The sequence below is a fragment of the Desulfurella sp. genome (assembly GCF_023256235.1).
Taxonomy (GTDB): domain Bacteria; phylum Campylobacterota_A; class Desulfurellia; order Desulfurellales; family Desulfurellaceae; genus Desulfurella.
The window spans coordinates 15,468-21,575 of record NZ_JAGDWY010000009.1 but is presented as its reverse complement, the minus strand read 5'-3'; the positions used below and the strand labels follow the sequence as shown (position 1 = coordinate 21,575).

The window sequence follows — 6,108 nt, the reverse complement described above, 5'->3', positions numbered from 1 at the left end:
TATTAGGAAATTTATTAAATTAAATACAAATGAAAATTTAATCTTGAATGCAAGACCAAGACAGCTTGACATTCATGAAATATATAATTTTTTTAAATATTTAAAGGAGAAAAGATGGGTATAAATGTTATACCGCTTGGAGGTTTATCTGAGATTGGACTAAACTGTACTGTAATAGAAGACAAGTCAAATGCTATTTTAATTGATGCGGGACTGATGTTTCCTGAAGAGGATATGCTTGGTGTAGATCTGGTTATACCAGATTTTACTTATGTTTATGATAATGCTGCTAGATTTAAAGCTCTGTTTTTAACTCATGCCCACGAAGACCATGTAGGTGCTGTGCCGTATTTACTTGAAAAGATAAGGCTCCCTGTGTATGGAACAAAATTTACATTGGGAATTTTGAAGAAAAAACTTGACGAGTTTAAAATTAATGATGTTGATCTAGTTGAGATTGAAACAAAAAAAATTTATAAAATTGGAAATTTTAAAATTGAGCCTATTCTTATGACGCACTCAATAATAGGTGGTGTAGGTTTTGCTATTGAAACTTCAGCAGGTATAATTTTGCATACTGGTGATTTTAAAATTGATCAAACGCCAGTGGATGGAAAGCCTATTGATCTGGCTCGCCTTGCATATTATGGAGAAAAAGGCGTGAAGTTGCTGTTAAGTGATAGCACCAATGCTTTAAATGAAGGTTTTACAAAGTCTGAAAAAAAAGTTGGCGAAGCATTTTATAATATATTTAAAGAAGTAAAAGGCAGAGTTTTAGTCGTTACATTTGCATCAAACATACATAGAGTACAACAGATAATTGATGTTGCTTCTTTAACTGATAAAAAAGTATGTATAATGGGCAAAAGTATGGTCAGAAACACAAGCATATCTAAGGAATTAGGTTTTTTAAAAGATCCTAAAAACTGTATTATTGAAGAATCGCAATTATCAGATTACCCGGATGACAAACTTATTATTGTTACAACAGGTTCTCAAGGTGAACCTATGAGTGGATTATCAAGAATTGCATCTAAAGAACATCAAAAAATAAAAGTAAAGCCTACAGATACATTCATCATATCGGCAAAACCAATCCCTGGCAATGAAAAGGCAGTATATAGAATTATAAATACGCTATTAAAAGAAGGTGCAACAATTTACCATGATAGAAACAGCCAAGTACATGTTTCAGGTCATGCTTCAAAAGATGAGTTAAAAATTCTACTGGGTGTTGTAAAGCCTAAATATTTTATACCAATACATGGTGAATATATGATGCGTATGGCTCACAGAGACATTGCAATAGATGTTGGTATTAATAAAGAAAATATATTTATGCTTGACAATGGTGATGTGTTTGAGTTAAACAATAATGTGAAGGCTACAAAAAAAGTACCGGCAGGCAGAGTCTTTGTTGATGGAAAAGGTGTTGGCGATGTAGAAGATGTAGTAATAAGAGATAGGATGCAGCTATCAACTGATGGGTTTGTTATAGTTATTTTGGCTTTTGATAGCTCAAGCGGTGAGCTTATAAGTGGTCCAGATATTATAACAAAAGGTTTAACTTATGAAGAACGTTCCAAAAAGCTCATTAATGAAGCAACAAGTATGGTTAAAAATTTAGTAAATCAATGTGACTTAAATGTTAGAATGGATTCTTTGGAATTAAAGAAAAAAATAAGAAAAGCTCTAAACAAATTTTTATATAAAAAGCTTATGAGAAATCCTATGGTATTACCTATTATAATGGAGGTTTGATTTTGAATAAACAAACTTTTTTGGCCATATATATATTTATTTTACTTATAATTTTTTTAGCAGTAATTTCTTATGATTTTCACGATATGTTTTATCCTCATACACAGATACATAATTTAATCGGATATGTGGGCGCTGATGTTTCTAATTTTTTGTTTACAAATTTTGGGATACTTTCGTATGCAATACCTGTTTTACTGTTTGGAAGCGTTTTTGCGTATTTAATTAAGCCAATAAAGTTTATAAGAAGCATAATTTTTGTATTTTTGTTTGTCATATCAATAAATATTATGATGTTTGTGTTATTTGGAGATCAAAACAGGGTATTTTTGACTCAAAATGGTTATTTTATATATGGTTTAAGTGGGTATTATATAGGAAAATATTTAGAGTTTTATCTTGGTAGGATAGGCATAATGGTAATATTTTCGCCAATTGCCGCATTATGTTTATTGTTTTCCACAAAAGAAATGTTTATTCTTATTGTTAGCCAGCTAAAAAAGATTAAATTCAAAAAAAAAATTGACTTAAAACCAAAAATTAATGAAAAACAAAAGTCAGTAAAAGAAGAAAATATAACTTTAAAAACTCAAACACCTTCTGTAAAAGAAGAGATTGTTGAAGTAAAAGAAAAAAATTCTGGTATTAATATAAAACGTAATATAATAAAGGATGATCCTGTAGAAAAATTTCAAACAAAAGCAAAAAATGGCTACGTGTTACCAAGCCTTGATTTATTAAATGATCCTGTGCATATAAACAAAGAAGTTGAAGAAAATGAAATTTTAGAAAATGTAAAGATTCTTGAAGAAAAATTAAGAAATTTTGGCGTTACTGGTAAAACTGTAGAAGTAAGGCCCGGTCCTGTTGTTACATTGTACGAGTTTAAGCCATCATCTGGCATTAAAATAAGCAAGATTGCAAATTTATCCAATGATTTAGCAATGGCTATGAAAGCTATTGCTGTGAGAATTATTGCACCTATTCCTGGTAAAAATGTTGTGGGCATAGAAATACCAAATAGACAAATTCAAACAGTGTTTATGAAGGAGATTTTATCGTCAAAATTATTTATTAACTCAAAATCTCCATTGACATTAGCTTTAGGTAAGGATATAATGGGGAATCCTTTTGTAGCGGATTTAGCTAAAATGCCCCATTTACTGATTGCCGGAGCAACCGGGGCAGGTAAGAGTGTTGGTTTAAATACGATGATAGTTAGTATACTTTATAAGTCAACGCCAGAAGAAGTAAAATTTGTTCTTATTGATCCAAAAATGATTGAGCTTTCAATGTATGATGGCATACCTCATCTATTGATGCCGCCTGTTGTAGATCCAAAACAGGCAAGCGGTGCTCTGGCAGCCTTGGTTAAAGAAATGGAGACAAGATACAAAATTATGAGTGAATCAGGCGTTAGAAACATAGATGGTTTTAACGAAAAAGCAAGAAATGGTCAAATTGATTATTCTCCATTTGCATATATTGTTGTTGTTATAGATGAATTATCTGATTTGATGATGGTGTCATCTAAAAAAGTAGAGTTATCAATTGCAAGACTTGCCCAAATGGCTCGAGCTGCCGGTATTCATTTGATTGTTGCAACGCAAAGACCAAGCGTTGATGTATTGACCGGTTTAATTAAGGCAAATTTCAGTGCACGAATATCCTTTAAAGTATCCTCAAAGATAGACTCTAGAACTATTTTAGACTCGCAAGGTGCTGAAATGTTACTTGGAAGGGGAGATATGTTATTTTTGCAACCTGGTACATCACATTTTGTGCGTGTCCACGGTGCGTATATCGCAGATGATGAACTAAAGTCTATTATTGATTATGTAAAATCTCAAGGAACACCAGTTTATAATGAAGAACTGATGAACGAGGCTAAAGAAGAAAGCGGTATAGAAGAAGAGATTGTTGAAGAAAAAGATGAACTTTTTGACGAAGCATTAAAAATCATAAAAGAGGGTGGTTCACCTACAATTTCCTACATTCAAAGAAGGCTAAAAATTGGCTACAATAGATCTGCTCGTATCGTAGAACAAATGGAGAAAATGGGAATATTGTCAAAACCAGACGACAAAGGCAAAAGGGAATTATTAATATAAAAGGGGGTTTAAATGGGCCTTATAGTTCAAAAATACGGTGGTACTTCTGTTGGAACATTAGAAAAAATCAAAAATGTCTGCAAGCACATTAAAGAAACGAAAGAAAAAGGCAATAAGCTTGTTGTTACCATTTCTGCTATGGCTGGAGAAACAGACAAGCTTATCGAAATGGCAAACGCTTTAGCAAAAAATCCAAAAGAACGTGAAATGGATTTGTTGCTTTCAAGTGGTGAGCGCATATCAAGCGCGCTTGTAGCGATACATTTAAATGAAATTGGCGTGAAGGCGGTTGCTTTAACCGGTAGGCAGTGTGGTATAATAACAGACTCAGCTCATACAAAAGCACGTATAAAAAGTATTGATGCAAAAAAGATTTTAAAAATGCTTGATGATGATTATGTTGTTATAGTGGCAGGATTTCAGGGTATATCTGAAGATACAGATGATGTTACGACACTTGGTAGGGGTGGTTCTGATACAACAGCCGTTGCTATTGCTGCTGCAATAAAAGCTGATGTTTGTGAAATTTATACGGATGTTGATGGTGTATATACTGCAGACCCAAGGATTGTAGAAAAAGCAAGAAAATTAGACAGGATAACATACGAAGAAATGATGGAGCTTGCGAGTTTAGGTGCTAAAGTTTTGCAGATTAGGTCAGTTGAATTTGGGATGAAGTACAATGTACCAATTATGGTTATATCAAGTTATACATATAATCCAGGCACATTAGTAACATGGGAGGATGAAAATATGGAAAAAGTATTAGTATCAGGGATTGCTCATGACAAAAACCAAGCAAGAATTACTATTACCAAGGTACCAGATAAACCAGGTATATCTGCAAGAATATTTGGAGCTATTGCAGAAAAAAATATCAATGTTGATGTAATTGTACAAAACGCAAGTGAAGCTGGTTTTACCGATATTTCATTTACAGTTGCAAGAAATGAAGCAGAGAAAGCTGTTGATGTTTTAAAGCCTATCATTAAAGAGATTGGCGCAAGCGATATTGAGATTAGAAAAGATATCTCTAAAGTATCCATAGTAGGCGTAGGTATGAGATCTCATCCTGGTGTTGCTGCAAAAATGTTTGATACATTGGCAAAAGAAGGTATAAATATCTTAATGATTACAACATCTGAAATAAAGGTTTCATGTATAATAGAAGAAAAGTATTTAGAGTTAGCAGTAAGGGCTTTGCATAGCGCTTTTGGGTTAGACAAAGAATAATCAAATAAGATTTGGAGGGGGTATGCACGATCAAGTTAAAATATTTGATACAACGCTAAGGGATGGGACACAGTCAGAAGATGTAAGTTTGCTTGTAGAAGATAAGCTTACAATAACAGAGATACTGGATGATTTGGGTGTGCACTATATTGAAGGTGGATGGCCTGGTTCTAACCCAAAAGATGAGGATTACTTTAGGCAGGTAAAAAGCTTACGTTTAAAACATGCTAAAATTTCATCATTTGGCTCTACAAGAAGAGCCAAACTTAAAGTAGAAGAAGATCCAAATATTATACAGTTAGTAGAAAGTCAAACACCGGTTATAACAATTTTTGGCAAAAGCTGGGATTTGCATGTTAAAGAAGCCTTAAAAATAACATTGGATGAAAACTTAGAAATAATCTACGATTCTGTTCAGTATTTAAAAAAACATTGTGATGAGTTTATTTACGATGCAGAGCATTTTTTTGATGGTTTTAAACACAATCCAGAGTACGCCCTAAAAACGCTTCAATCAGCTATTGAAGGCGGAGCTGATGTAATTGTGCTAGCAGATACTAATGGTGGCACATTGTCATGGGAACTTGAAGATATCATAGAGAATGTTAAAGCCAGATTTCCGAATGTCCCGCTTGGCATACATCAGCACAATGATTCCGAGCTTGGTGTTGCAAATAGTATTTTAGCTGTAAAGCATGGCATAGTTCACGTTCAAGGTACAATTAATGGTTATGGTGAACGTTGTGGGAATGCTAATTTATGTTCCATCATTCCTAATTTAAAACTAAAGATGGGTATTGATTGCATAAGCGACGAAAATTTGAAAAAGCTAACAAGCGTATCTAAAAAAATTGATGAAATACTTAATTTGCCACACAATAAACATTTGCCATTTGTAGGTGAAAGCGCATTTGCTCACAAAGGCGGTGTTCATGTAAGCGCAATACTTAAAAACCCCAAAACCTATGAGCATATTGTGCCAGAGCTTGTGGGTAACTCACAG

4 protein-coding genes are annotated in these 6,108 nt (G+C 33.3%); all 4 read left to right on the top strand.

The window, feature by feature from the left end:
- Positions 1 to 114: 114 nt before the first annotated feature.
- On the top strand, positions 115 to 1,761 hold the full coding sequence (locus Q0C22_RS00995) for a ribonuclease J (RefSeq protein ID WP_291490226.1): 1,647 nt from the start codon (positions 115 to 117) through the stop codon (positions 1,759 to 1,761).
- 2 nt (positions 1,762 to 1,763) lie between these two features.
- The gene (locus Q0C22_RS00990) at positions 1,764 to 3,872 is read left to right on the top strand and encodes a DNA translocase FtsK 4TM domain-containing protein (RefSeq protein WP_291490225.1); all 2,109 of its coding nucleotides are present in this window, start codon (positions 1,764 to 1,766) and stop codon (positions 3,870 to 3,872) included.
- A gap of 12 nt (positions 3,873 to 3,884) precedes the next feature.
- Entirely contained in the window at positions 3,885 to 5,105 is a 1,221-nt protein-coding gene (locus Q0C22_RS00985) for an aspartate kinase (RefSeq protein ID WP_291490224.1), read from the top strand.
- Between the two features lie 22 nt (positions 5,106 to 5,127).
- The coding region (cimA, locus tag Q0C22_RS00980; RefSeq protein WP_291490223.1) for a citramalate synthase at positions 5,128 to 6,108 on the top strand (981 nt) is incomplete at its 3' end.

Excerpts from the sequence above, each read along its gene's own strand:
- Q0C22_RS00995 (WP_291490226.1), top strand. The coding sequence starts at position 115 with ATGGGTATAAATGTTATACCGCTTGGAGGTTTATCTGAGATTGGACTA.
- Q0C22_RS00985 (WP_291490224.1), top strand. The coding sequence starts at position 3,885 with ATGGGCCTTATAGTTCAAAAATACGGTGGTACTTCTGTTGGAACATTA.